Source organism: Bifidobacterium dentium JCM 1195 = DSM 20436, assembly GCF_001042595.1.
GTDB lineage: Bacteria > Actinomycetota > Actinomycetes > Actinomycetales > Bifidobacteriaceae > Bifidobacterium > Bifidobacterium dentium.
Genome location: NZ_AP012326.1, coordinates 2395049 through 2421737, shown reverse-complemented (window position 1 = coordinate 2421737; position 26689 = coordinate 2395049). Strand labels below are relative to the sequence as shown.

The window sequence follows — 26689 nt, the reverse complement described above, 5'->3', positions numbered from 1 at the left end:
GTGGTTCCTGGAGGCTGGGCGGGACCGTGCACGATTCCTCACAGCCGACGCTTTCCGCGAATCGTGCATGGCCCGACCCATCTACTCTGCACTGCGCGCATGCGACGGCGGACGTCGACACGCGCCCTCATCCATGCGCCCTCATAGGGGGCATGCGCATCCCGCCCGGAGACCCATAAAACGCGGTAGAGCCGTCGTTTTTCGGGGACTCTGCCTTGTAGCGGATTTTGCTTTGGAAGCGGATAGGGGTTTGTTCTTCGTCTGTGTGGGTATGGTCTTGGCTGCATGCGTGTTTCATGTCGTATGGCAATCGGTCGGCCTAGATGGATGGCCGCGCCCGTTCCTGCTTCGGATGGGGCATGGTCTTTCCGCTCGATGGTTTCGATTCTGGTCCGGTCGGTGTGAAAGCCGTCGTCCTCTACGTCCTGCAATCGCGGACGATGCGTGGTCGGGAATATTGTTCATGTCGATGGGCGGACCGGAATATTCCAGACGCAAATCTAACGGTGGGGATGCATGAAAGGACCATGGGCAACAGCAACATGAACAACAACAGCAACAGCATCGACGACGACACCGAAATCATCGTGCGCAAAGAGTGCCGTTTCGGAGTGGTCGGAACACTCACCCCGCCTATTCCGTGAGCTTGTCCACGCGCCGATCGTATGTCAGCAGCCCGTTGAGTTCCTCTTCCACGTCGGAAACCTGCGTGTATACGTAGCCGGCCAATCCTTTGGATTCCAATGCCGCAGCCGACGCCAAAACGGAACGTACCGCGGATCGCCAACCCTCAATCGAATCGTATTCGCCGTACCCGTAGGCTCGTGACACTGCGGAATGGTCGGCAATCAGCTGCGCCAATCCTCCGAATTCCGAGAGCATGAACGCGCGTACGCCATGCTGCGCTACCGGCAACACCGCGTAATGCTCGGCACGGCGACGCCTTCTATGCCGTTTCTCGTATTCCGCCGCGTATCCGCGTAACGGCCCTTTGTCGGGGTAGACCTCCAGCGGACGGAAATAGTTGTGCACGCTGTGATAGTCGCCGCAATGCTGGTCATACCAACCGCTCGTCGCGTCGATCGGACGGGTCGGATCGAGTGCGTGGATGCGTTCGGCGGCATCACACGCATTGAACTGGCCCCAACCCTCGTTGAACAGCACCCACGTCACGATCGACGGATGGCCGGATAGCATGTGCACCATCGCGTCGGCACTACGCGACCAGTCGCGGCGGTAATTCGAATCGTCGGCGCCGAGCGCGTCGAAATGCTGTGCGGTATCGTCGCGGAGTCTGTTCCAGCTGGAGCGCAGTAGCGTCGGTTTTTTGTTGGTCTGCCAAGCGTTGTATTCGCCGCCGCCGGAAACCGCATCCTGCCATACGAGCATGCCGAGACGGTCGCAATGGTAGTACCAGCGCGCGGATTCGATTTTGATATGCTTGCGCAGCATATTGAAGCCGGATGCTTTCATAGCGGTGATGTCATGAATCAGCGCGTCGTCGCAAGGCGCGGTCAGCAGTCCGTCCGGCCAATATCCTTGGTCGAGCACGCCCTTCAGGAACACCGGCTTACCGTTGAGATGGAATCTCGCCACGCCTTTCATGTCGGGCTTGACCTCCACCGTGCGGAACGCGCAATACGATTTCACTACGTCTGCGGATTGCGGTTTCGTCGTAGCCTCTGCCGTTTTCGCCGTCGTGCCGAACAGCAGCGTCGCCGTCACATCGTACAGATGCGGGTCCGCGGGAGACCACATATGCTCGGCCTTCGTCTCGATTTCGGTGCGCACCTTGCGCGCGCCTGCCGGCAGTACGGTGTCCGTAACGACCGAACCATCCGACGGCTCGGTCACGACGATTCGCAGTTTCGCGTTCGGCCGGTCACCGCCGATTTCCGCCCGTATGAACAGCTTGCCATCGGCACTGCCTTTCAGTATGAGCGTGCGCAGGTAGGCGTCCGGCACGATTTCCAGCCAGACGCTCTGCCAGATGCCGCTCTGCGCGGTATACCAGATGCCATCGCGTTCGATTTTCTGCTTGCCGCGCGGTTGCGTGCCTGAATCGTTCGGATCATAGACGCACAATGCGATCTCAAACACATCGTCAGGGTCGATGAACGCCGAGATATCGACGTCGAACGGAAGGTAGCCGCCGACATGCACGCCGGCGAACTGGCCGTTGATATAGCAGGCGCACACCCAATCGACCGCCTCAAAGTGCAGGATCAGACGGTTCGCATCGCCGACCTGCCGTACGGTTTCCTCACTGCCGAGCGCCACCGGATGCACGACGGTGCGGTACCAGATCATGTCGTCGGGGTAGATGGTCTGGTGCACGCCGGAAAGTGCGGATTCCGGTGAAAACGGCACGAGGATCTTCCCGTCGAACGTTTCCGGGATCGCGGCCTCCTTGACCAGCTCCACGGCTTCGTCCCGGGTGAGCGCCGGCGTGGCCTTGTTACGGGAGAACGACCAGCGCGAGCCGGTTTCGTCATTGGGAATCGGCACGATCGCATAATCCCACATGCCGTTGAGCATCGTATGGTTGTTCCTCATCATCGTCGGGCGCGGATGCTCGCCAAGAATCGGCGTTCGGCCGACCTCCAGCTTGCGCTCTCCCTCTTCGATTGGGCGGAACGCCTTGTTTCCGGCGTTTTCGCACAGCCATTCATCGCGGATTCGTTCGCCCCAAGGCGTCCATAGTTGTTTCAGCGGCTCTGAGGAACGCCTTTTCTTGGGCGAGGCCTTCAATGCGCGTTTGATATCCAACATGGGAGCCTCCCTGCGGCACTGCACTCTCTCGACGTTCCCCATTGTAACGAGAAGAATCGCGATTTCGTTGATTTGGAAATCGCTTGCATTGATTCGTGTGGTGGGACGTCATGACATTCCCATTACGCGATTCACAGGAAATTGGCAGGTAGAAACATCGTTCTTCCAAGGGTCGGGCGGTTATATAGAACATGTCAACGGTTACGGCTGTTGGCGAGGTTCCCAATCGAACCCCATAACTGAACCCTTCTTCTCTCTTCTCTCTCAGCCGGCGGCCTTCTCTCCGCCGGCTTTCTTTTTTTCACTCTTGTTCCTCCTTGCGATGAAGGGATTGCTCGAATCCCCACGACGAGTCGTGGTGGGATTGGCCCATAATATCGGCCATTCGCGGTCCCATCGGAAGGCAAACCGGATGAGACTGCTTCAAATCACTCCCGTTCAACGCGAAAAATAGCTGGAAAACGTTTTCTGTTTTTCGGAGTGTCGCGGGTCTGCAAGGTTTACACTGGTCAATACAAACGTTATTGGCAGGGTTGCTACTCACACGAGGCAAGACCTGGATCGGTACGGGAATCGTACTGTTCCAGGTCTTTTTTTGTGTGAACCTAGCGTCAAGGAAGATGAAAGGTAAATCATGACGTCAATACAACGCTCCGCAACAATCGCCGGAACTCGAGAAGTTCACGAACCATTGGAAGCCAAGGAGGCCATCGAAACGGTTGAAGAGGCCGTGGGTCGCAACATCTCCACGCGATTCCCGCTCAACAGCGCGTTCATTTTCACATTCGGCGCACTGGGAGGCATGCTGTTCGGATTCGACACGGGCATCATTTCCGGCGCTTCGCCGTTGATCGAATCCGACTTCGGCCTGTCGGTCTCGCAGACCGGCTTCATCACCTCATCGGTGCTCATCGGCTCCTGCGTAGGAGCCCTGTCGATCGGCACGCTCTCCGATCGTTTCGGACGTAAGAAGCTGTTGATTCTCTCCGCCATCCTGTTCCTCATCGGTTCCGGCATGTGCGCCACCGCCACCGGATTCCTCATGATGGTTGCCGCACGCATCATCCTCGGCCTCGCCGTCGGCGCAGCCTCCGCGCTCACCCCTGCCTATCTGGCCGAACTTGCGCCGAAAGAGCGCCGTGGATCGCTCTCCACGCTCTTCCAGCTCATGATCACCTTCGGCATTCTTCTGGCCTATGCATCCAATCTGGGCTTCCTTGGCCATAACATCGCAGGCGTCCGCGACTGGCGGTGGATGCTCGGCTCCGCACTCATCCCGGCCGCATTGCTGCTCATCGGCGGCATCCTGCTGCCGGAATCCCCGCGCTACCTTGTGAGCAAGGGCGATGAACGCAACGCCTTCAAGGTGCTCACGCTGATCCGTAAGGATGTTGACCAGACCCAAGTGCAGCTCGAACTCGACGAAATCAAAGAAGTCGCAGCGCAAGACACCAAGGGTGGTGTGCGTGAACTGTTCCGCATCGCACGTCCGGCGCTCATCGCCGCGGTCGGTATCATGCTCTTCCAGCAGCTTGTCGGCATCAACTCCGTGATCTACTTCCTGCCGCAGGTGTTCATCAAGGGCTTTGGATTCCCCGAGAATCACGCCATCTGGGTGTCGGTCGGCATCGGTGTGGTGAACTTCGCCGCCACCATCGTGGCCACGCTCATCATGGACAGGTTCCCGCGTAAGAAGCTGCTGGTCTTCGGCTCCGTGGTCATGACCGTCTCGCTTGCGGCACTTGCCATCCTCAACTTCACCGGCGATGTATCCACTCTGGCCGTGCCGACCATGGTTCTGATTGCCGTCTATATCCTTGGCTTCGCGCTCTCCTGGGGTCCGATCGCCTGGGTGCTCATCGGTGAGATCTTCCCGCTCAGCGTGCGCGGCATCGGCAGCTCCTTCGGATCCGCCGCCAACTGGCTTGGCAATTTCGTGGTCTCCCAGTTCTTCCTCATGCTCCTTGCGGCCTTCGGTAACAATGTGGGTGGTCCGTTCGCGATCTTCGGCGTGTTCTCCGCATTGTCCATCCCGTTCGTGCTGCATTTCGTTCCCGAAACCAAGGGCAAGTCCCTCGAACGGATTGAAGAGGAGATGGTCCGCCGCTAAAAGACCGCCCATCATCCCCGGAGCCATTGCATACCGGGCAGATGTTCACGGGAAAGCCCGTGTGCGATCGTTGAGATTCAGCCGATCGTACACGGGCTTCATGATTGTTCAACCGACAGGAGCCATGCGCAAGTCGAGTGGTTCCCGTGATGAGGCGAATCCGCCAAAGCGTACTAGCAGCGGGAGTAGGAGAAGGCACGTAGCCGTTCGAAACACTCCACGCTTTCCCTGAGCCACGGCATGCCGATGACGAACACGTGGCCCAAGGTCTCATGGCGGCACGGCTTCGGATCGAACAGTTCGAAATCGGCTCCCTTGCGCGAGAGTGCCGCCGCCAATGCCAGATTGTCCGCTTCGAGAAAATCGTCGCCGCAGGTCACGATGAACAGTGGAGGCAGGTCCACATTGAACGCCAGACCCTCCGCAGTGAGGAACTTCGGATCGGCCGCCTCGAGCCCTTCGAAGAACTCAACGCCCAGCATCCGTTCCAGTCCGATGCGGCGATTCGGATCATAGCCTATGGTCAGTTTCGAGCCCATCGTTTCCAGCGAAGCCGAACTGTATGCACCGCACACCGGTGCGGCACCTGCGAATGCGATGCCGGAAGGTTCGTCAATGCCGAATGCGGCCGCCGCTTCGGCATTGTTCTCGATGGCGAGCGTGAGCAGCGTCAGTGCGCCGCCAGCCGAATCGCCCGTCAGGAACACGCCATTCGGATTGATCGGATAGTCGTCCAAATGAGCCCTGATCCAACGTAAGCCCGCTTCGATATCGGCAAGCTGTCCCTTGAGATCGGTCTGTGGCGCGGGCCGGTAATTCAATGAAAACACGGCGAAGCCCATGTCGGCCAGATGCACGTTGAAATTGCGGTTGAGCTCCTTGTACCCGTAGGTGAAGCCGCCGCCATGAATGTCGATGTACACCGGCAGCGATTTGCCTCCGCGCAACACCGTGTCATGCGGTAGATACAGGTCGAGCAGATGCCCCCGGCACTGCCCGGTCTCCTTGTCGTAGCCGCCATCCGGCAGATACGGGATATCGGCGATCACATCAATGCTTTCCGGAGTGTGCCACAGTTCGGAGCGTGGAGTATCCACCGCAATCGCACTGAAACGCATGTCGAGAATGCCTCTGATGCGTTCCTCTGACAGATCTCCGAGATCGCCGTCGACTTCCGTCCAGCCTTCCGCATCCTTGAGCATGTCATCGGTCAAACCATATTTTTCCGCATATGCTGCACGTAGGTTCGTCGTCATTGCCGTCCTTTCGTTGACGTGGTGTCGGCGCCGTCATGGTTGCCATCGGCGCATCGCATCGGTTCGACGCCCATTATCGCGCAAGTCTCGGAGAAGCGCTTCGATGTGCGGTCTCTGACGTATTTCGCACATCGAAAATGTAACGGTAAAGGTATTGGAATCACTATGATTGCGACACGCCCAAATAAGAGGTGTTGCATTGAAAAACGGTTCGCATAGAATAAACTGCGTTTGCGAATCCGAACAGGGGTTTCGGCCGGCGGAGAGAGCCGGTGACGGGACGCTCGAAACACGACGGACGTGAATCGTTGCGGCAACGAATGGCCGCATAACCCAAACACAACCCAAGTACCAGCAAACAATCCGAAGGAACGCTACGTATGTACGTCGATCCGAATCGCAACCGACAGGCAGGCAACCTCACATGGATCCTGCCATACTGCAAACCCGACCTTCCGCGTGTGGCCGGCGCGGTGGTGCTGTTCTGCATCAACAACGTCATAGCCCTGATCATCCCGCTGCTGTCCGGCCTCATCGTAGACCGCGTCATCACACAAGGCCATGTGGACGAACTGACCCGACTATGCGTGATGATGATCGTCTTCACCGTCGTGCGAGTCGCCTCGCGCTACGGCTACCAGATGTGGATGGAACGTTTCGGACAGAACTCCGTATTCCGCCTGGTCAGCGACGAGTACGAGAAACTGCATGAGCTTGACTTCACGTATTTCAACCACACACGCACCGGCGACATCATGAGTCGCATGACCTCCGACACCGACGCTATCCGCCACGCCTTGAGCTGGGTGAGCTATCAGGTGCTTGACTGTGTGGTCATGTTCGTCGGCGCGCTCGCCATGATGTTCACCATCGATTGGCGGTTGGCGTTGGCGCTCGCCTGTGTCACGCCGTTCATCTTCATCCTCACGCGCGGCCTATCGTCGCACGCGCATCCGCTGTTCTTCGCCATCCGCAACTCGCTGGCCGAAATGAATTCGATGGTCGAAGAGAACATCGAGGGCAACCGAGTGGTCAAGGCGTTCGTACGCGAGCCGTATGAAACCGAAAAATTCGACAGGCACAACGATGACTACATGCGTCGCAACATGGACCTCGCCTATAACAGCCGCCGATACATGCCATGGCTCGATGGCCTGGGATTCTCGCTGCAGCTCATCACGCTCGGCCTTGGCGGCTTCCTGGTCATCAAGGGTTACATGACCCTCGGCAACCTCGTCGCATTCAATTCGTATCTGTGGATGATCGACGGTCCGGTGCGCCAGTCCGGCTGGCTGATCAACGACTGGCAGCGTTTCAACGCCTCCTGCATCAAGATCCGCAAACTGCTCACCGCGCAATCACGCATTCAGGAAAAGCCGGACGCCAAGGAAACCGTCAAACAGGCGGTGGCAATCGTCAATCAGGTCGGCAACGAGCCGGAAACCGGCATCGCGCAATCGGCGGCTCCGGACGATCCGGAACGTATCGGCGGTGACATCGAATTCCAGCACGTCAGCTTCGCTTTCCCCGACGATCCGGCTACGCCGATTCTCAAAGACATCGACTTCCATATTCCGGCCGGTGCGAAACTCGGCATTCTCGGCGAGACGGGCGCCGGCAAGTCCACGCTCGTCAATCTGATCTCCCGCTTCTACGATCCGACCGCGGGCCGCGTGCTCATCGACGGCATCGACGCACGCGACTGGCCGCTCGCCACCCTGCGCTCGCAGGTGTGCATCGTCGCGCAGGACACATTCCTGTTCTCCGACACCATCGGCGGCAACATCGGCTTCGGCGCTGGCGGACAACGCGAATATGACGAACGCTACATTCGCCGCATGGCCACCATCGCAGGCGCCGACAATTTCATCCGCAGTATGCCGGAAGGCTACGATACCGTCGTCGGCGAGCGTGGCGTCGGCTTGTCAGGTGGTCAGAAGCAACGGTTGAGCCTTGCGCGTGCGTTGGCTGACAATCCGTCGATCCTGATCATGGATGACACCACCAGCGCCGTTGACATGGAGACGGAAGCTGAGATTCAGCAGCATCTGCGTGAGATGGACGAGCGCAAGACCATCGTCACCATCGCGCATCGTATTTCGTCAATCAAGGATTCCGACCTGATTCTGGTGCTTGAGCATGGTCGCGTAGTGGAATGCGGCACGCACGAGGATCTGGTCGCCGCCCACGGGCGCTACTGGGAGATCTATCACAAACAGCTTGGCCTGCAGGCCGGTCGTTCGCAAGGCTTCGGAGAGTAAGGGAGGAGGAGCATCATGGCAAAACGCAACACATTTCGTGAAGACGAGGAGCTTGAGGAGCAGATCAATCTGCATGACATCCTTCGTATCGGCGTCTATCTGAAACCATATATGGCACGTGTGGCCCGCATCCTCGCCGTAGTCGTGATGATGAGCTGCATCGCCGTCGTCGTGCCGTATCTGACGAAAATCATGATCGACAGTGCGATTCCGGCCAAGAATCTCACGCTACTCGGTGGTCTGGCGGCACTGCTGGCGGTGCTGATCGTCATCTACGAACTGGGTCTGCGCTACCGGACCGTGGAAATCACGCGGGTCGGCCAGCTCATGCTCAAAGACATGCGCCGCGACATTTTCACGCATATCCAGACCCTGCCGTTCAGCTATTTCGATTCGCGGCCTCACGGCAAGATTCTGATCCGCGTGGTCAACTATGTGAACACGCTTTCGGATACGTTGAGCTCCGGTCTGATCAATGTGATCTCCGATGTGTTCACGTTCCTGATCACGTTGGTGGTCATGTTCGTGGTCGACTGGCGTCTTGCGCTGTTCAGCCTTGTGCTGTTCCCGTTCCTGATCGCATGGGTGCTGGTATTGCAGCATTTTCAGCGTCGTGCCTATCAGGTGCTGTCCAACAAGCAGAGCAATCTCAACGCATATATCCACGAGTCGATCGCCGGTGTGAAGACCACGCAGACCTTTGCGCAGGAAGCGGCGCAGTTCAAGACCTTCCAGGAGCAGCAGAACGATGTGCGTGCCTCGTGGATGAAGGCTGTGCACATCCAGTTCCTCATGTGGCCGGGCATCCAGACGATTTCCGTCATGACCATCGCGTTCATCTACTATGTGGGCGTTACCGGCTTCGGTGCGGTGAACGTCACCACGGGTGTGCTCATTGCGTTCGTCGGCTATGCGAACAACTTCTGGAACCCGGTGATCAGCATCGGCAACTTCTACAACCAGCTGATCACTTGTTCCGCCTATCTTGAGCGCATCTTCGAAACGCTCGACGTCCAGCCGGAGATTCGTAATGCGCCGGATGCCAAGGATCTGCCGCAGATCGAAGGTCGCGTCGACTTCAACGACGTGGTCTTCCGCTATGAACCGGACGGCCGTAACATCCTCAACCTGGTCGATCTGCATGTCGAGCCGGGGCGTACGATCGCGCTGGTCGGCCCGACCGGTGCCGGCAAAACCACGATCATCAACCTGCTGTCACGCTTCTATGATGTTGCGGAAGGTTCGGTTACGATTGACGGCTATGACGTGCGTGATGTGACGTTGGAGTCGTTGCGCCGTCAGATGGGTGTGATGTTGCAGGATACGTTCATCTTCTCCGGCAATGTGCGCGATAACATCCGCTATGGCAAGCTCGATGCGACCGATGCCGAGATCGAGGCGGCCGCCCGTGCGGTGCATGCGCACGAGTTCATCATGGATCTGCCCGATGGATATGACACGGTGGTGGAGGAGCGTGGTTCGACGTTGTCGGCGGGCCAGCGTCAGCTTATCGCGTTCGCGCGCGTACTACTCGCCGATCCGCGGATCCTGATCCTTGACGAGGCCACTTCGAATATCGATACGCGCACCGAGGAGGCGTTGCAGGCCGGTCTCAACCACCTGCTCAAGGGGCGTACGAGCTTCATCATTGCGCATCGCCTGTCTACCATCGAGAATGCGGACGAGATCTGCTATATCGACCACGGTCAGATTGTCGAGCACGGCAACCATGAGGAGCTGCTGGCTCGGAAGGGCGCGTATTACCGCCTCTATGAGTCGCAATACGCCATGATCAAGGTCTGAGCGGGGTAAATCCGCCAGCGATTGGAGGAATTCGGACGTCAGATGGCGTCTTGGCGTCCTATTTCTTCCAGTCGCTGGATGTTTTGGGATGCTGATATCCCCCTGAGCGGGGTGATTCATCCAGCTACTGGGTGAATTTGTACGTTGCCGACGCATGCAGCGTCCCGTTTCTTCCAATGACTGGGTGAATTGGGACGCTGAAAGGCCCCCTAGCGGGGCAATCCTTCCAGTCACTGGAGGAATCACCCCATTGGCACCCCTCTGAGCGGGGTAAATTTGCCAGCCACTGGCGGAATCACCCCGCTGAAGGCCTCTCTGGCGGGGTGATTCCTCCAGCTACTAGGTGAATTCGACCGCTCAGCTCTCAGCCTTTATACCCATAGTCCGGAATGCCGGCCCAGCGCTCGCGTAGCCAATGCGCGGCCATCTTGGGCTGGCGGTCGCGCGTCAGAATGCCCTTGCGATTGCCTTCCACGCGAATGATGCCCTGGAACGTCGCGAAATCGGCGAAATTCCACAGCTGCTCCCCAATGAACCATGGCCGTTTATCGATTTCGGCGTTGATGCGCGCATAATAATCGCGTTGGAATTCCTCGCTGAACATTTCGCCATGCGTGCCATGAATGCCCTCGATGGTGTCGGCGCCATACTCGGTGAACATGACCGGTTTGCCGATGTTCTCCCAGAAGTCCAGTTCGATATTGAGCGCATGGCAGGCCGCATCAAGATCGCCGCTCAGGTTGTACCAGCCGTAGTAGCGGTTGATGCACACCACATCCATGGTTCGTTCGGTGATGTCGGTCGTGTAGTCGTTTTGGCAGCATACCAGTGTGACCGGCCTGTTCTGCGGGTCGCTGGCGTGCGCCAGCTCATACAGCGGACGAAAGTAGTCATACGCCTGCCGCGGACGTTCCCCGTCGCCATCCAATCCCGGTTCATTGGCGATCGACCACATCACTATGCACGGGTGGTTCTTGTCGCGTGCAATCATGCCTCGAATCGCCTCGCGATGCCGCTCCGCGACCAGCGGATTCGCATACTGCAGCCAACTCATGCCCACTGCCGGCACCTCGTCGATGATTACGATGCCTTCGCGGTCGCACAGATCGTACATGCTTTCCGCATACGGATAGTGACTGGTCCGGAACGAGTTCGCGTGCAGCCAGTGAATCAGGGATACATCCTTGACGTTGAGTACGTCATCGGTGCCACGGCCGTGGAAGTAGCTGTCCTCATGCTTGCCGAATCCCTTGAAATAGAACGGTTTGCCGTTGATGAGGAATGTTGTGCCGCTCACTTCGACCGTGCGTATGCCGAATGTCTGCCGATATGCGTCGATGATGCGCGATGATGATTCCGCTCCGCCCTCCGGCAGCAGTTCCGCTACCGCGGTGTACAGATATGCCGCGCCGGGATTCCACAGTTTCGCATCGCGGATGGCGATTTCGCCGCTCGCCTTCGCCGTCCCGTCGCCGCTTCGCTCGATGTCGGCCGTAACGCCTGCCACGACGGTTCCTTCGCCGTCAAGGATGGAGATGCGTACCTGACGACCGTAGGTCGTTGCGCGCTGGATGTCCGATTCGGCCGATTCGGACGAATCCGCATGATTGATTGCCGGATCGGACGGCTGGATCGGGGTGTTGGGGTCGGTCGGGTTGGAAGGAAAGTCTCCTCCGAACGTCACGTCATACGCGATCAGGGCGTTCGCCGCGGTGCATGCGTCGCCTGCGATGTGGTCAAGCCGTTCGGTCGTAATTGCGATATCCGCGATATACGCGTCGGCCGGCGTCGTATACAGTTCGACATGGCGATTCAATCCGGCGAAATTGAAGAAATCGAAATTCGGCAGATTCTGCCGTCTCGCATGCTTTTTCGCCTCGGCCACCGCCGGAACGTTGGCATTGTCGGAGCCCATGAAGGCGGTTCCCGCATCATTGCCGACAGGTAATGTCGAGGACCCAATGCGGTTGTCGACGGCGACGGTCAGCAGATTCTCCCCGGCATGCAGTGCGGAGGTCACGTCGAATTCGAACGGCAGGAATCCGCCGAAATGCGAGCCAAGCAACTGACCGTTCAGGTACACGTCGGCCGCGTGTGTGGCCGCGTCGAACCGCAGTATCATGCGTTGTCCGGCGACCAGGCGCGAGGGTACGGCGAAGCTGCGCTGATAGACCACCCAACCGTAGTGCGCGCGCAGGTTCAGCTCGTCGTTCTGGTCATTGTAGGAGCCAGGTACGGCCATCGGCAACGGCTCGGGCAGGGGAGCGTCCGCCCATTCGGCGGGGTATGAGTCCTCCCCGGCCGTGCGGAAGTCCCATACGCCATCAAGTGGGAACACGATTCGGGAATCATTGGATTGTGGATACAGCACCGTATGCCTTCTTTCGTACTGTTTTTTGCGACTCGGAACGGATTGGTCGTCTGGGCGGCGCGTGCGCGATGAATGTCACATGCGCGGCAAGCGCCATCATGATGATGCGACGGTAACGTCCGTATGTCAGGGCTATGCGTCTCACGCCGAGCCTTCCTACGATTCATCGGCCGTCATGGTTGCTTATGTACGAGTCTTGGTGGTGAAGCCGGTGGTGGCCGTGCGTCCCATGGTGGATTCGCGTTTGAGCAGTTGGAAGCCTACGATAATGCGTTTCGGTATGGAATTGTTTCGTTCGGTGGCGTCTTGTTCGATCTGTTGCTGCATCATCGTCGCCGCGGTTTGCGCCATGCCGTCGAAATCCACGGCGATGGTGGACAGCGTCGGCGTGGTGTACGACCCGCAGCCCACGCCATCGAAACCGATCACCGCTACATCATCGGGCACGTTCACGCCGCATTCCGCGAGGCCGCGCATCACGCCGAGTGCCAGTTCGTCGTTCATGCAGCATAGTGCGTCGTATTGCATGCCGCTTGCGGCCAGTTTGTGTGCCACTTCGATGCCGGCCTCCACGCTCCAGTCGGATTGGATGTAGGCGTTGGCGGTGTTGAGTCCGTAAGCGCCGAGCGCCTGATAGGCGTAGGCGTAGCGGGTCTGCCTCAGAGTGACGGACAGTGAGTGTTCCGCTTCGGCGCTTTTCCCCAAGGTGCCGACGATGCCGATGGTTTTGCGTCCGCGTTCGGCCAGATGTTTGATCGCCGCATACATGCCTGTCTGGCTAGGCGTCTCGATGGAGTCATAGCACGCTTCCGGATCGGTGCTCATGTCGTCGAACATGAGCACCGGCAGATCGCCGGCGGCGGATCGTATGTCTTTGCCGCTGTTATGCGTGGAGCAGATGAACAGGCCGTCGCAGGTGGATGGGTCGATCTGCCTGATCTGGTCGAGTTCCCGTTGGCTGTCGTACATGGAGACCTGTACGACCAGGCGTTTTTTATCCGCCGTGAGCACGTTGGACATGGCGTTCGCCATCTTCGCGTAGTACTGATTTTCCAGATCCGGCACGATCATGGTGAAGATGTCCGATTTGCCGGATCGCAGTGCACGTGCGGATAGATTGATGCGGTAGTTGAGTGTGTTGGCTGCCTCGAGCACCCGTTGCGTGGTGTCGGGCTTGACGATGTCTTTGCCTCGGATCGCAGCTGAGGCCGTAGACATGGAGACTCCGGCCTTCCGCGCCACATCCTTCAATGTGACCATAGGATACCCCTTCTTGTGTGTGCTGCGCTGCAACTGCTGTATTGCTGTCATTCACTATAATGAGGATCCGGAAGAAAATCGAATCGTTGCGATTATTTTTTGCAATTTTTAAGATTGATAAATCGTTAATTCATGCGATATCTAGGGATTTCGCCTGCGTGTCGCGGGATTTGACAGTCGAAATTTATCGTTTCATAATCGAATCGTTGCGATTCTTCGAGGATGAGAGTCGCAGCGCGATGCGACAGGTCTTCGCTGACAAGAATGTTAGCGTTACCATCGATCGGCCGATATGAAGCAAATGGTGCTCTTCATCGGATATATCAGGGAAAGGACTGAAATGACACGTAAGGGAACGGCAACCAAGGTCGGTGCCTCACTGTGTGCGCTCGCTATGCTGGGCTCGCTTGCGGCCTGTGGGAATGCCAAGGCTACCACGGACGCCAATGGCAAGCCGATCGTCACTATTCTGGTGGTGAAGAACTCCAATCAGACCAAGATGAGCGATATGAAGTGGGCCAAGGACCTTGAGGCCGATTGCGATTGCTCCATCCAGTGGAAGGAGGTCTCCGACGACCAGTGGGGACAGCAGAAGAACGCCTCCCTCGCCGCGGGCGAAATCTCCGATCTGAATATCCGCGCCTTCAACCCGGACGATGCCTCCCGCAACGCCTCCGCCTTCGAACAGCTGGGCAACGACCTCGACAAGCTGCCAAATGTCAAGGCGTTCTTCAAGGAGCAGCCGACCGCCAAGAAATTCGTGACCGTCGACGGCAAGGTCACCGTATTGCCGTCCAGCCGTACCAAGGGCTTCCTTGCCTCCGGCCAGCATTTCATGATCAATAAGACCTGGCTCGACAAGCTCGGCCTCGAAGTGCCGAAGACCTGGGACGACCTGCGCAAGGTCATGGAGGCCTTCAAGACCCAGGATCCGAACGGCAATGGCGAAGCCGACGAAATCGCCTTCAACCCACGTGAACAGTCCACCGGCAAGATCGGCGACTGGTGGAGTCCGTGGCTGATGATGAACGCCACCGGCATCGCCACCCATTTCAACTCCGGCCCATCCCAGCAGGGCATCTACGTGAAGAACGGTAAGGTCGGCAACTGGATGCAGACCGAGCAGTTCCGCCAGGTCATCGAGTTTTACAATGAGATGATTCAGAATGGCTGGGCTCCGTCCGACTTCGTCACCGTGAAGGATGACAAGTACAATGCGCGCAACCAGTCCGATGGCAAGACCGCCAAGGTCGGCATGGTGTTCGGCTGGGATGAATCCGCCTTCGGCGCGTACGATTCCGAACTGGCCAAGCAGTATATCTCCATCCCGATTCCGTCGGCCGATGGCGTCTCCGCCTCCGACACCGTATGGGACGGCTCCCGCGATGCCAACCGCTACGAGGACTATCACATGGCGATGTCCGCCAGTGCGGCCAACAAGGACGCCTGCCTGAAAGTCATCGATCTGCTGTATTCCGAGAAATACTCCATCCAGCAGCTGTATGGTTCCATCGATGACGGCTATCTCGAGCAGACCGGCGAACATTCCTACAAGGTCACCGATAAGTTCCACGAGGCGCAGGATTCCTCCAAGGTCCCGGCATTTGAAGACCGTCTTGCTGGCTGGGTTTCGGACAGCGTCACCGTCGAAGGCGATCGCGGCATGGATCACGTCGCCGCGGCCGATGCCCCGTATGAGGAACAGTACGCCAACTACGACCACGAGAAGGATCTCATGCCGATTTACGTCCGTGCGAGCGAAGCCGATCAGAACACCGTGGCCAACAACAACACCGCGCTGTTCAACTACGCGATTCCAGTCGTGTCCAAGTGGGTCGCCCAAGGCGGCGCCGAGGATGACTCCCAGTGGAACACCTTCCAGGAGAACCTCAAGAAGTACAACATCGAACAGAACACCGAGATCTGGCAGAAGGCGTACGACAAGTACGTCAAGTAAGTCAGACGATTCCGACGGTGGGGCGGAATTCGTCCCGCCCCACCGGTTCGCACCACAGATGAAAAAGGAGCATAAACGGTGTCCAGAAAAGCAGTCTCCGTCGTCGATGAGAACGGCGTGGTCGACAACAACGCGGTACGCAGGTCATGGCCGTTCTTCAAGCGGCTGGGCTGGCATTTCAAGCACTATTGGCAGAATTGGCTGATGATTCTGCCGGCGATGATTTTCGTGGGCCTGTTCGCGTATGTGCCGATGTATGGCATCCAGCTGGCCTTCCGTGATTTCGTGCCGTCCAAGGGCCTGACTGGTGGTGCGTTCGTCGGATTCAAATATTTCGTCCAATTCTTCACCTCGCCGATGTTCGCATCGACGATGATCAACACCTTCAAGATCAGCCTTGGAACGCTGGTGCTGGGCTTCCTCGCCCCGATCGTCCTGGCCCTGCTGATCAACCAGATCGGTTCGCAGAAGATCAAGGGTTTCGTGCAGACCATCACTTACATGCCGCACTTCATCTCCACCGTGGTGATCGTGGCCATGCTCAATATCTTCCTGACGCCGCAAACCGGTCTGATCGGCCGGTTCCTCGGCTCGCAGAGCGTGCTTGACAACGCTGACGCGATCGCCCCGATCTACTGGATTTCCGAAGTCTGGCAGCACGTCGGCTGGAATGCCATCATCTACCTGGCGGCCCTTTCGTCCGTGGACCTGAGCCTGTACGAGGCCGCCAAGATGGACGGTGCCGGCCGCCTGCAGCTCATCCGCTACGTCGATCTGCCGACCATCATGCCGACCTGCGTGATCCTGCTCATCATGAACATGGGCTCCGTGCTCAACGTCGGTTTCGAAAAAGTCTGGCTGATGCAGAACGCCATGAACATGCCGGGTTCCGAAGTCATCTCCACCTACACCTACAAAATCGGCATCCAATCGTTCCAGTTCAGTTACGGTACCGCCATCGGCCTGTTCAATACCGTCATCAACTTCGCCTTCCTGATCATCGCCAATTGGATTTCGAAGCGCGTATCCGATACGAGCATCTTCTGATCTCGCGGGAATCGCAAGGAGGAATACAACATGACTAACGCAAGCGTTTCCCCATCCGTCGCGCCGAAGACCAGCGTGGACGAGATTCCGTGGAACAAGCATATGAGCCAACAGCGCAGCATCTCCGACTGGATCGTCGACATCATCATTTGGGTGCTCATCGTGGCGATCGTGGCCGTGGTCATCTATCCGATCTGGTTCATCGTCGTGGCCTCGTTCTCCGACCAGACCCAGGTTTCCGCGGGCAACGTCACTGTGTGGCCCAAAGGCTTCACCGTGGCCGGCTACATCCGCGTGTTCCAGGATTCCCGCATCTGGACCGGCTACACCAACACCATTCTGTACACCGTGTTCGGCACCGCGTTGAACCTGATCGTCACGCTCCCGGCCGCCTTCGGTTTGTCGCGCGTTGAATTCAAACCCCGCCGCGTAATCCTGTTCCTGTTCACGTTCACCATGTACTTCGCAGGCGGCCTGGTGCCGAACTACCTGCTGTTCAAGGCCCTCGGCCTGCTCGACAATCCGCTTGTGTTCATTCTGCCGGGCGCGGTGAGCGTATGGAATCTGATCATCGCACGCTCGTTCTTCGAAACCTCCATCCCTGAGGACCTGCATGATGCCGCGCAGATCGACGGTCTGAGCCTGTTCGGTTATTTCATGAAGATCGTGCTGCCGCTCAGTTCCGCCATCATCGCGGTAATCGGCCTGTACTACTTCGTGGGGCACTGGAACGACTACTTCACCGGCCTCATCTACATTCGCGAAAGCGGACTGCAGCCACTGCAGAACGTGCTGCGTGACATCCTGCTCGCCAACCAGACCAACCAGCTCGGCTCAGGTTCCGGTGGCCAGAACGTGATGCAACAGCAGCAGCTCGCCGATCAGATCAAGTACGGCGTGATCATCGTCTCCACCTTGCCTCTGCTGGTCATCTATCCGTTCCTGCAGAAGTACTTCAACAAGGGCGTCATGATCGGAGCGGTCAAGGGCTGAGCCATAGGCACGCCTGACGGAAGCGGCCCGCGTGCTTCTCTGCCCTGCCACGCGGGCCGTTTCATACAAGCGGTTGGCCTGTCAGCCGCCTCATCCATCACGTTCGGAGAACCATGTACGACGATTATCCGCTGAGCATGCATGACTTCAGCCTTCATGACCCGTTTATGCTCGCCGATAGGCGCACGGGCCTGTACTACCTCTACAACGCCAACTATTTCCAATACCGTTCCGCCGAACACGGTTTCGGCAAGTCCGTGGTGCTGTATACCAGCCCGGATTTGAAGCATTTCAGCGAACCTGTCTCGGTGTTCGACGTGATCGACCGGCCGGTAGGGGCCTGGTATGACGATTGTGATTCGCCATGGGCCCCGGAAGTGCACGAATGGCAGGGTCGATACTGGATGTTCGTGACCCTGCACGCCCGTCGCGACAAGCCGGTCCGCCCGGAGGCCGGCCCTGACTGGTACCGCCGCGACCGTACCGTCGGCGAGAAGCGGGGCGTGTTCGTGCTGGTCGCCGACACTCCCGCCGGCCCGTTCGTGCCCGTTCATCCACAATCGCCGACCACCCCGACCGGGACCATGGCGTTGGACGGCACGCTGGCCGTTGACTCCGACGGTTCACCGTGGATGATCTACGCGCACGAATGGGTGCAGTTGTTCGACGGCACGATGGAAGCCATTCGATTGGATGCGTCCGACCTGTCCGTAGGCCGATCGGAGCCGTCGCACCTGTGGGCCGCCAGCGAAGGCGTCTGGCATGAGTCCGATGGCGATGCTCCGCAAGGTGGGTGGCATGGCGATTTCGATTCCGATCGTGCCTTGCGGCTGATCGCCGAAGGCTCCGGCGGATACGTGACGGACGGCCCGTACGCCATCCGTACGCCGTCCGGCGCGCTTGTCTGCCTATGGACCTCGTATAGCAAAGGTCAATACATTCTGGCTCAGGCCATCAGCGAATCCGGAAGGGTGCTCGGTCCATGGAAGCAGCTCGCCCCGCTGGATTACCGCGATGCCGGTCATGCCATGGTGTTCCGCGCTTTCGACGGACAGTCGATGCTGCTCATGCACACCAATATGACGAGAAAGGATTCAAACGGCCGCGAACTCGTCTCGCACGGCATCATCTACAACGTCGAAGCGACTGACGGGGGAATGGTGCTCGGTCCGCACCGCAGGGACATCGACGGCATCGACAACCCCGACAACGATATCTGATTCCCATTTCCGCCACACCAAGAAAGAACAATCCATCATGGCAACAATGCAAGGCGTCCAGCTGTTCACGGATACCGACGGCAACGTCGCGCAACTGCATGGCATCGGCGTGCAACGGTTCGGCGACCGCTGGTATGCGTATGGCGAAATCAAGAACGACGGCAATCTTTTTCAGGGCGTCGCCTGTTATTCCACCACGAATTTCGTGGAGTGGAGGAATGAGGACACGGTGCTGGAAGTCGGCGAGGAGGGGACGATCACCGGGCCGGGACGCATCATCGAACGGCCGAAGGTCATGCGCTGCCCCGAAACCGGCGCATATGTGATGTACCTGCACGTCGACGGAGAAAATGACTACACGTATGCGCATATCGGCACTGCGGTCGCCGACTCGCCGACCGGCCCGTTCGCATTCCTGAGCGCACTGCAGTTCCGTGGCTACGAATCACGTGACATCGGCGTCTTCCAGGACGAGGACGGTACCGGTTACATCATCAGCGAGGACCGTCCGCACGGCACTCATATCTACCGTCTTTCCGACGATTACCTGGCAATCGTCGAAGACGTGATCTGCCTGCGTGGCACCGATTACTGGGCCGGTTACGAAAGTCCGATCCTCATCAAAAAAGATGGAGTCTACTACTGGTTCGGCTCGCAACTGACCGGCTGGGACTGCAACGACAACATGGTCGCCACAGCCACCAACCTGCACGGCCCCTGGAGCGATTTCAGGCCATTCACGCCGGAGGGATCGCATACCTATCAGTCCCAGTGCGACGTCATCGTGCCGCTCGACGGCGATGATCGGTGGCACGCAAGCCGTTTTCTGTATGTCGGCGACCGCTGGGATCCGGACGATTTGGGCAATTCCGAGTTGGTCACCCTGCCAATTGCCATCCATGAGCGCCGCGCCACGCTCACATGGCATGATTCATGGGACAACGGCCTCTAGTCGCCGCCGTTCCCGAGGCGGATTCATGCCGGCAACGCTCCCATCTTCTCCTGGTGCCGGAATGAATTCTCCATCTTTACGCACGTCGTGCAGTTGGGATGGTATATGGTTATAACGATAGAAATATTGGGATTTCAACGAAACTGCGATACAACGAGGTAGTGCCATGAAACGATTCGCCGTTGGCTACGAATTCCTCTGCCGCATCATCATGATGATCGTCGTCGTCAACGTCGCCTTCGTGGCGCATACATTGCTCGGCCTGATCGTCGGAGGCCTGTTCCCCTCCGTCGCCGCATCGTATGCCACCTTCCGCTCTTGGCTGCTTGACGTCGACGACCGCTCATGGACGGTCAAACGTACCTGGAGCACCTTCCATCAGGCATGGCTGGAGGAGCTTGGCTCCGCCAACCTGTTCGGATGGCCGCAATTGCTCATCTGGACGCTCCTCATCTGGGAATACTGGTTCGTGCAGCACAACGACCTAGGCACCGTGGGATTCGCGATTTCCGGCGCACTGCTGGTCATCAACCTGATCTACGGCCTGTTCGCATTCCTCAGCTGGGCCGTGCACGTCAATTTCGACGAGAAGGCGCCATGGGTGGTACGCACTTCGCTGTCGATGGTAATCGCTCGACCGCTCTGCAGTCTCATGGTGCTGCTGCTTTTCCTCATCACCGTCTGGGCATACTACATGTGGCCCGGCCTGATGATGGTATTCGGTGTGGCCGTGCCCATCTTCGCCACCATGATGGCCGTCTACTCGTGGGGCCGACTGCCCGGCATGGACGTACATGTGCTCGAACCCATCGGACAAGACCAGAACGCCGGCTCTGCCGGTACGACAACCCCCGCACGGAAGGACAATCTCTCGTGACCGACATCCATAACCGCCACAGCCATCCAATCGCGCTGCGCGACGCCACCGTCACCGACCCGTTCTGGGCCGCCGAGCAGGAGCTCGTACGCACCGCGGTGATTCCATATCAGTGGAATGCGTTGAACGACAACGTTCCCGGTGCCGCCCCCAGCTACTGCATGCACAACTTCAAGGCCGCGGCCGCGCAGAATGCCGAGCATCACGAGCAGGGCAAGGCCTTCGTGCCGCCGAAATACACCTTCCGAGGCTTCGAGGCGCTGCCGGAAGACCCGGCCCATCCCGACCCGGGCAAATTCTATGGATTCGTGTTCCAAGACACCGACTTCTCCAAGTGGATCGAAGCGGTCGGCTACTCGCTGACCCATCATCCCGACGCCGAACTCGAGGCCACAGCCGACGCGGCCATCGACATCGTGTGCGCGGCGCAGCTGGACAACGGCTACCTTGACACCTATTACATTCTCAACGGCATGGACCGCCACTTCACCAATCTGAAGGACCATCACGAACTGTACTGTTTCGGGCATCTGGTCGAAGGTGCGGTCGCCTACTACGAGGCCACGGGCAAACGCAAGCTACTTGATGCGGCCTGCCGTTTCGCCGATTACATCGATTCCCGATTTGGTACGGAAGAAGGCAGGCTGCACGGCTATCCGGGCCATGAGATCGCCGAGATGGCGCTGGTGAAGCTGGCTGCGGTAACCGGCGAGACCCGTTACGCCGGCCTGGCCGAATACTTCGTACGGCAGCGTGGCCAGCAACCACTGTACTTTGCACTCGAAGATCGCCGCCGTGCCGAAGAGGACGGTCGCAACTACGAGCCACGTGAACAGAACTACGCCTACTATCAAGCCGACAAGCCGGTCACGGAACAAACGGAGGCGCTCGGTCATGCCGTGCGCGCCGCCTACTTCTACTCAGGCGTGGCCGACGTGGCGAGAATCACAGGTGAAGCAACACTGCTGGAATCCTGCGAGACGCTCTGGCGCAACATCGTCGACAGGAAACTGTATATCACCGGCGGCATCGGTGCCACGCATATGGGCGAGGCGTTCTCCTTCGACTACGATCTGCCGAACGACACCGCCTACTCGGAAAGCTGTGCGGCCATCGCACTCGCGTTCTTTGCGCGCCGTATGCTTGAGATTCAGCCGAAATCCGAATATGCGGACGTCATGGAATCGGCCTTGTACAACACCACGCTGGCCGGCATGGCGCTCGATGGCAAAAGCTTCTTCTATGTGAATCCGTTGGAGGTCGTGCCCGAAGCCTGCCATCGCGACGAACGCAAGTTCCACGTTAAGCCGGTACGTCAGAAGTGGTTCGGCTGCGCGTGCTGCCCGCCGAACATCGCCCGCATGGTCGAAAGCGTGCAACAGTACGCCTACACGGTGGCCGACGATGCCTCCACGCTGTATGTGCACCTGTATATGGGTGGCGTGGTGTCCGCGAAACTCGGCGGTTCCGATGTCTCTCTCGAAGTGCGGGCCGGTATGCCTTGGAATGGCGCCGGCGCCATCACCGTGACCCTTCCTTCCTCCGATGAGGGGCAGGTTCCGGAGCCCTTTGCCTTGGCCCTTCGCCTGCCTGCCTGGGCCGGTGGCGAGTCGGCCGCCGACTCCATCCATGCCGCGGGTGAGAAGGATTCTCGCATCACACGCACCATCCGTGACGGCTACCTCTACCTCACCGGTACTTGGCGTGACGGTGACGTCATCGATTTCGACTTCCCCATGCCGGTCAGGATGATTGCGGCCAATCCTCTCGTACGCGAAGACGCAGGCAAGGTCGCCTTCATCCGCGGCCCGCTGGCCTACTGCGCGGAAGGCACCGACAATGGTGACAATCTGCATCTGCTACATGCTGATGCCGAGACAATCGCCGCCGATCCGGACGCCGTCAAAGTCAACGAAATCACCTTCCATGCGCAGGCCGCCGCACAGGACGAACGAGGCTTGGGCGAAGTGGAACCGGTCGATCTGCCGATGGTCACGCTGACCATTCCCGCTTGGCGTGAGTCCTCGCAGGGCGCCGCCGACAAGTCGCTGTACGCACTGTGGCAGCCGGCACAACGTCAACCGACGGAAGTCACGCTGATCCCGTATTTCGCATGGGCCAATCGTGGCGAAACCGAGATGGCGGTGTTCCTGCGCAGCTGACGTTTGACGGCCAACATCCCGTTGGACGGCATACGAAATTCTGCGGGCAGTCCATACCCCCAGCGAAAACGAAAGGCGATGGTGTAGACTGCCCGCAGAATGCGTAAATGGCAGTGATGAAAACGAGGATCAATATGGCCGATGGACGGCATGATGATGACTATGCACTTTCCGACGAGCAGAAGGCGGCCGTAGCCGAGCTTTCCCGATCCAACGTGTACGCGAAGCAGTCGAAATGGAAGACGCTACATGAGTTGCCGATGGCTGAAAAATGGCCGTATTTCAAGGAAAACTTTCTTTCCTATGCCGTCATTATCGCCGTTGTGGTCGTCATCGTCGCCGCGTTCGGCGTTTCCTACCTCACCAAGGGGCCACGCGCCGAACTGAGCGTCGAAGGCATCAATATGGGCGGGTACGCCGACCAGCTCGACCGGCTCGGCTCCGACTTCGTCAAGGCGGAGAAAATCTCCGACAGCCGGCTGGTGCAAATGGACACGTCCATCTCCATCGGTGATTCCGAAAATACGCAGGACGGTTCCGCACGTCTGCTCGCCATGGTCTCCGCCGGGCAGATCAACATGATCGTCACCGATGCCGATACGTTCGCGGAAGTCAATAATCGAGGTGACATTACCAAGCCGGCGGAGATAATGGGCGAGGCGCAACTGGAACGGATCAGGGATTCGCTGGTCGATGCCAAGGGCAATCCGGTTACGGATGTGAAGAAGGCCGTAGGGTTTGACCTGTCCAAGTCGAAGGTGTGGAAGTCTGTCAAAGGATTGCCGCAGCAGCAGATGATCCTCGGATTCAGCAACGTCACCAAGAGCAAGGAGATGCCGGTCAGATTCGTCGAATATCTGCGATTCGAGTAGCGTTCGGCTTGGTTGGCCGTGCCGCGGCAGCCTTTTCCGCTCTGATCGTCATGCTGTCGGGCTGAAGAGAGGCTGACGCCTGGCCATACGGCCCTCATATCGGGGGATTGCATGCTCGGTTGAGCGGACACACGCGCACCGCCCCCTCGCATGCACTGCGTAAGCTAGTCTTTATTGCGTAAAACGATGCGTATTGTCCAACGAATGTTGGAGAGCGAAGGAGCTGCACTATGGCCGATGGCAACATGATTCCACTGCTTCCTCAATCGGACGGTCGTCTTGCATGGGGCAATGGCGTGATTTCCATGCTGTTTGATGTTACGGGGGATTCCCCGGTCCGGCTTGCCAATGTCGCCGGTCGAGGCATGGCCGCCGCGGAAGGGGGCTTATCGGGGGCTGTTGCGGTGGTAGAACGCGATGCGCGGCCAATCGTCGAGGTACGCGCCGCCAACACCGGATCGCAAGACAACCGTCTATCGCTGATAGCCACCGTTGCCGGCGGCAAGTTGCGTTTCGTTTCGGCCCATGCCAGCGAGCCGGCAGAGGATTCCGGCGATCCGTACCGTTTGGAAATCACCCAATTCGCCTCCTACGATGCGCTTCAGCCGATGGGCCGCGAATTCGAACCCGTTGCCACGGAACGGGACCGCCCTTCCGAAGACGCTGCCCCTTCCCCGCATTGCGAACGGGCGCAAGGCATCGAAGCATCGCCAACGATTCCCGGCAACGCTACGGATGCCCCTCAACCCGGTCTGACCGTAACCAGCGTTTTTGAAGCCTATCCGGGTCTGTCGGCCGTACGAACCCACACCAGGTTGCGCTCGCCGGAACCGTTCTCCGTCGAGGCGGTCTCCTCCATGAACCTCACCGTGCCCTTGACCGTTAACGGCGGAACGGTGGAAAGTTCCCACCTGCTCTGGGGTGACGCGGCTTGGGCCGTGGAGAACGACTGGCATATGCGGCCGCTTCGTGAAACCAGTGTGCGCGATCGTAATCAGCGCATCAACCCCGGTCAATCCAGTTCCCGTTTCGCACTGAGCTCCACCTCCACATGGAGCACTGGCATGCATGAACCGGCGGGCATCGTGCAGGTTGAGGAATCGAAGCGTCACCGTTCCCGTAAGGTCCGCGACTTTTCCGTGATGTGGCAGATCGAGCACAACGGTCCGTGGGAATGGGAGGTCGGCGAGGATGATCCGGGTCTGCATATCGCCGCGTTCGGTCCGGAATATCAGGATCATCAGTGGTTTACGAATCTAGGCGAAGGCAACGATTTCGAATCCGTGCCGGTATCGTTCGCCATCGTTGCCGGTGACTGGCAGGATGCCGTCGCGGAAATGACGCTGCAACGTCGCGCCCTGCGGGCGGCCAAGGCCCGCGAGCTGGGTCGTACCGCGGAATTCGAGCGAACGCAAGGCTTGGTGATTTACAACGATTATATGAATACGTTGTTCGGTGACCCTCGCATCGACAAGGAGCTGCCACTGGTCGAAGGTGCAGCGGGCGTCGGCGCCGACATCTTCTGCATCGACGCGGGCTGGTATGACAGCACCGACGGCGGCTGGTGGGATATGGTCGGCGAATGGCGGGCCTCCACGAATCGTTTCGGCGAAGTCGGATTGCAGGGATTGGCCGACATCATTCGCGAGCATGGCATGGGTTTGGGATTGTGGCTCGAACCCGAGGTGATCGGTGTGCAATCACCGCTCGCCAAAACGCTTCCGGACAGCGCCTTCTTCCAGCGTCATGGTGTGCGCGTGTGCGATTCCGGGCGCTATCTGCTTGATTTCCGTTCGCCCGAAGCCCGTGCGCATGTCACGCGTACCGTCGATCGGCTGATCGACGATTTCGGTGCGGTCTTCTTCAAATTCGATTACAACACCATTCCCGGGGTCGGCACCGATGTCGATGCCGGGTCGGCCGGTGAAGGTCTGCTCGCGCATTGCCGCGCCTACTTGGATTGGCTTGATGACTTGCGCCGCCGCCATCCGGATGTGATGATCGAGAATTGCGGTTCCGGAGCCATGCGCGCCGATTACGCGCAGCTGTCGCGGCTGGACCTGCAGTCGACTTCCGATCAGTGCGATCCGCTGGTGTACGCCGCCATTGCGGCCGGGGCAGGGCTGACGATTCCACCGGAACAGCAAGGCAATTGGGGCTACGCCCAAGAGGAAATGAACGATGAGACGGCCGTGTTCACGCTGGCGACTGGCGTGATGGGCCGCCTGTATCTGTCTGGATTCATCGATCGCATGACCGAACCGCGACTGAGCTTGGTGCGCGATGCCATCGCCCTGCATCGGCGAATTCTCGCCGAACAGTCCGCCCTTGTGCCGTTCTGGCCCGCCGGTCTGCCTGGTTTCAACGCGGAGTGGCTTACCTCCGGCCTGCGCCATACGGAAGCCGCCTCCCGTTGGCGGAGCGAGACGGAAGGCGGTTCATCGGATACGGGCCCTCAGACTGATTACATCATCATCTGGCGTCGAGGCGGCACCCCATCCCTCTGCATGCCTTTGGCCCAAGGTGATGAGATCGAACAGATTTTCCCCGATCCGGGCAATCCCGATCATGCACCCGAAACCAAGCCGTGGACCATTGAACGGCTCGATCCGGAAACCGTTCGTCTGACCGCGGCTACCACCGAGTGTCCTTCGGCCCGAATCTTCGCCATTCGGCATACATAGGAGACAGGATGCATGCATGATTTCCCAGAATCGACATTTTGGGGAATCATGTTTTTCATATGTGAGATGGAGGGCTTAATGATAGGGAAATC

Annotated in this window: 16 protein-coding genes; 12 read left to right on the top strand and 4 right to left on the bottom strand. The window is 58.7% G+C overall.

What is annotated here, in order from left to right; genetic code table 11:
- Window positions 1–633: 633 nt before the first annotated feature.
- Window positions 634–2772 carry a glycoside hydrolase family 2 protein gene (locus BBDE_RS10100; protein WP_012902565.1) on the bottom strand — a complete coding sequence of 713 codons (2139 nt, stop codon included), beginning with the start codon at window positions 2770–2772 and terminating at the stop codon, window positions 634–636.
- A gap of 634 nt (window positions 2773–3406) precedes the next feature.
- Here BBDE_RS10100 and BBDE_RS10095 point away from each other — a divergent pair.
- Window positions 3407–4882, top strand: a complete 1476-nt coding sequence (locus tag BBDE_RS10095; protein ID WP_012902564.1) for a sugar porter family MFS transporter — start codon at window positions 3407–3409, stop codon at window positions 4880–4882.
- A 173-nt stretch (window positions 4883–5055) separates the two neighbouring features.
- On the opposite strand, the gene BBDE_RS10090 is transcribed toward BBDE_RS10095, so the two are convergent.
- Entirely contained in the window at window positions 5056–6138 is a 1083-nt protein-coding gene (locus BBDE_RS10090) for an alpha/beta hydrolase (RefSeq protein ID WP_003838347.1), read from the bottom strand.
- Between the two features lie 380 nt (window positions 6139–6518).
- Between BBDE_RS10090 and BBDE_RS10085 the strand changes: the two genes are divergently transcribed.
- Complete coding sequence (locus BBDE_RS10085) at window positions 6519–8399, top strand: ABC transporter ATP-binding protein (protein WP_003838349.1); 1881 nt, start codon at window positions 6519–6521, stop codon at window positions 8397–8399.
- Between the two features lie 15 nt (window positions 8400–8414).
- Window positions 8415–10202, top strand: a complete 1788-nt coding sequence (locus tag BBDE_RS10080; RefSeq protein ID WP_003838350.1) for an ABC transporter ATP-binding protein — start codon at window positions 8415–8417, stop codon at window positions 10200–10202.
- Window positions 10203–10566: 364 nt separating this feature from the next.
- Here the strand turns inward: BBDE_RS10080 and BBDE_RS10075 are convergent, their stop codons facing one another.
- The gene (locus BBDE_RS10075) at window positions 10567–12573 is read right to left on the bottom strand and encodes a glycoside hydrolase family 2 TIM barrel-domain containing protein (protein ID WP_012902563.1); all 2007 of its coding nucleotides are present in this window, start codon (window positions 12571–12573) and stop codon (window positions 10567–10569) included.
- 183 nt (window positions 12574–12756) lie between these two features.
- Complete coding sequence (locus tag BBDE_RS10070) at window positions 12757–13833, bottom strand: LacI family DNA-binding transcriptional regulator (RefSeq protein WP_012902562.1); 1077 nt, start codon at window positions 13831–13833, stop codon at window positions 12757–12759.
- 340 nt (window positions 13834–14173) lie between these two features.
- Between BBDE_RS10070 and BBDE_RS10060 the strand changes: the two genes are divergently transcribed.
- The 9 genes from BBDE_RS10060 (at window position 14174) to BBDE_RS10020 (ending at window position 26597) form a co-directional block, all read left to right on the top strand.
- Window positions 14174–15790 carry a type 2 periplasmic-binding domain-containing protein gene (locus BBDE_RS10060; protein ID WP_012902561.1) on the top strand — a complete coding sequence of 539 codons (1617 nt, stop codon included), beginning with the start codon at window positions 14174–14176 and terminating at the stop codon, window positions 15788–15790.
- Between the two features lie 78 nt (window positions 15791–15868).
- Complete coding sequence (locus BBDE_RS10055; protein WP_012902560.1) at window positions 15869–16837, top strand: ABC transporter permease; 969 nt, start codon at window positions 15869–15871, stop codon at window positions 16835–16837.
- Window positions 16838–16867: 30 nt separating this feature from the next.
- Window positions 16868–17830 carry a carbohydrate ABC transporter permease gene (locus BBDE_RS10050; RefSeq protein WP_003843206.1) on the top strand — a complete coding sequence of 321 codons (963 nt, stop codon included), beginning with the start codon at window positions 16868–16870 and terminating at the stop codon, window positions 17828–17830.
- Between the two features lie 113 nt (window positions 17831–17943).
- On the top strand, window positions 17944–19050 hold the full coding sequence (locus BBDE_RS10045; protein WP_003838361.1) for a glycoside hydrolase family 43 protein: 1107 nt from the start codon (window positions 17944–17946) through the stop codon (window positions 19048–19050).
- 37 nt (window positions 19051–19087) lie between these two features.
- A complete protein-coding gene (locus BBDE_RS10040) occupies window positions 19088–20002 on the top strand; it encodes a family 43 glycosylhydrolase (protein ID WP_003838363.1) in 915 nt (304 codons plus the stop codon).
- Window positions 20003–20168: 166 nt separating this feature from the next.
- Window positions 20169–20879, top strand: a complete 711-nt coding sequence (locus BBDE_RS10035) for a YesL family protein (protein WP_003838364.1) — start codon at window positions 20169–20171, stop codon at window positions 20877–20879.
- Between the two features lie 5 nt (window positions 20880–20884).
- The gene (locus tag BBDE_RS10030; protein ID WP_187116114.1) at window positions 20885–23041 is read left to right on the top strand and encodes a glycoside hydrolase family 127 protein; all 2157 of its coding nucleotides are present in this window, start codon (window positions 20885–20887) and stop codon (window positions 23039–23041) included.
- Between the two features lie 134 nt (window positions 23042–23175).
- The gene (locus tag BBDE_RS10025; protein WP_012902558.1) at window positions 23176–23913 is read left to right on the top strand and encodes a hypothetical protein; all 738 of its coding nucleotides are present in this window, start codon (window positions 23176–23178) and stop codon (window positions 23911–23913) included.
- A 230-nt stretch (window positions 23914–24143) separates the two neighbouring features.
- The gene (locus BBDE_RS10020; protein WP_003838369.1) at window positions 24144–26597 is read left to right on the top strand and encodes a glycoside hydrolase family 36 protein; all 2454 of its coding nucleotides are present in this window, start codon (window positions 24144–24146) and stop codon (window positions 26595–26597) included.
- The last annotated feature ends 92 nt before the right edge of the window (window positions 26598–26689 follow it).

Coding starts and splice junctions, on each gene's coding strand:
- BBDE_RS10100 (WP_012902565.1), bottom strand. CDS start 2,772: ATGTTGGATATCAAACGCGCATTGAAGGCCTCGCCCAAGAAAAGGCGT.
- BBDE_RS10095 (WP_012902564.1), top strand. CDS start 3,407: ATGACGTCAATACAACGCTCCGCAACAATCGCCGGAACTCGAGAAGTT.
- BBDE_RS10090 (WP_003838347.1), bottom strand. CDS start 6,138: ATGACGACGAACCTACGTGCAGCATATGCGGAAAAATATGGTTTGACC.
- BBDE_RS10085 (WP_003838349.1), top strand. CDS start 6,519: ATGTACGTCGATCCGAATCGCAACCGACAGGCAGGCAACCTCACATGG.
- BBDE_RS10080 (WP_003838350.1), top strand. CDS start 8,415: ATGGCAAAACGCAACACATTTCGTGAAGACGAGGAGCTTGAGGAGCAG.
- BBDE_RS10070 (WP_012902562.1), bottom strand. CDS start 13,833: ATGGTCACATTGAAGGATGTGGCGCGGAAGGCCGGAGTCTCCATGTCT.
- BBDE_RS10060 (WP_012902561.1), top strand. CDS start 14,174: ATGACACGTAAGGGAACGGCAACCAAGGTCGGTGCCTCACTGTGTGCG.
- BBDE_RS10050 (WP_003843206.1), top strand. CDS start 16,868: ATGACTAACGCAAGCGTTTCCCCATCCGTCGCGCCGAAGACCAGCGTG.
- BBDE_RS10045 (WP_003838361.1), top strand. CDS start 17,944: ATGTACGACGATTATCCGCTGAGCATGCATGACTTCAGCCTTCATGAC.
- BBDE_RS10040 (WP_003838363.1), top strand. CDS start 19,088: ATGGCAACAATGCAAGGCGTCCAGCTGTTCACGGATACCGACGGCAAC.
- BBDE_RS10035 (WP_003838364.1), top strand. CDS start 20,169: ATGAAACGATTCGCCGTTGGCTACGAATTCCTCTGCCGCATCATCATG.
- BBDE_RS10025 (WP_012902558.1), top strand. CDS start 23,176: ATGGCCGATGGACGGCATGATGATGACTATGCACTTTCCGACGAGCAG.
- BBDE_RS10020 (WP_003838369.1), top strand. CDS start 24,144: ATGGCCGATGGCAACATGATTCCACTGCTTCCTCAATCGGACGGTCGT.